Source organism: Microbacterium sp. HJ5 (assembly GCF_054824025.1).
Genome location: NZ_JSYE01000051.1, coordinates 1 through 1,161 on the forward strand (window position 1 = coordinate 1; position 1,161 = coordinate 1,161).

Consider the following 1,161-nt stretch of genomic DNA (forward strand, 5'->3'; position numbering starts at 1 on the left):
GTTCTGGCTGCCGGTGACGAACCACACCTCATAGGAATCAAGCGAGGTCTGAAGTGGCTGACGGGTCATATCGGGGATCCTTCGTGGGGTTCTATCTGGGGAGGGTCAGAGTGCGTGGACGGCGGCCCGCTCGATGGCGAGCCCGGCGCGGTACGTCGACAGGTAGGCGGCGAATCCGGGCACGTCCTCGGCGTCCGGGTCGACGGTGTCGAATGCCGCGTCGCGGAAGACGCGGTCGCGCAGGAAGCCGTCGAGATCGGTGGCGGATGCCTCGGCGAGATACGCCGCGAGCACGGCGATGCCCCAGGCGCCGCCCTCCGACGCGGTCTCGGCCACGGCGACCGGCGCATCGAGCGCTCCCGCCAGGAACCGCTGCGCGACGCCCGCCGTGCGGAACATGCCGCCGTGCGCGAACATCCGGTCGAGCTCAACGCCTTCGCCCTCGAGCACGCGCATGCCGAGCGCGAGCGTGCCGAACACGCCGTAGATCTGAGCGCGCATGAAGTTCGCGAGCGTCAGCCGGCTGTCGGGGGTGCGCACGAAGAGCGGCCGCCCCTCCGACATCCCCGCGATCGGCTCGCCGGCGAGGTGGTTGTAGGCGAGGAGGCCGCCTGCGTCCGGATCGCCGTCGAGCGCCTCGCGGAACAGCACCTCGAACACGTCGTCCGAGTCGAGCTGTCCGCCGCCGACGGTGGCGAACCGCGAGAACAGTCCCACCCACGCCGCGAGCTCGCTGGCGCCGTTGTTGCAGTGCACCATGGCGACGGGATCGCCTGCGGGCGTAGTCACGAGATCCAGCTCGTGGTGGACGTTGGCGAGAGGCCGCTCGAGCACGACCATCGCGAAGATGCTCGTGCCGGCGCTCACGTTGCCGGTGCGCGGCGCGACCGAGCAGGTCGCGACCATGCCGGTTCCGGCGTCGCCCTCGGGCGGGCACAGCGGGATGCCGGGCCGCAGGGCTCCGGTGGGATCGAGCAGCGCGGTACCCTCGGCGGTAAGCTCCCCGGCCTCCTGACCGGCGACCAGCACCTCGGGAAGCAGGTCGGAGACCTGCAGCCCGAAGGCCCGCTCCGACACCAGGCGGTCGAACTTCTCGAGCATCGGCGCGTCGTAGTCGTTGGTCGCCGCGTCGATCGGGAACATGCCCGACGCGTCGCCGAC

At 70.9% G+C, this 1,161-nt stretch carries 1 protein-coding gene; it reads right to left on the reverse strand.

The features are described from left to right. Positions 1-105: 105 nt before the first annotated feature. Positions 106-1,161 (reverse strand): FGGY-family carbohydrate kinase (locus tag OB08_RS16130; protein WP_461476526.1); only part of this gene is annotated, 1,056 nt, incomplete at its 5' end.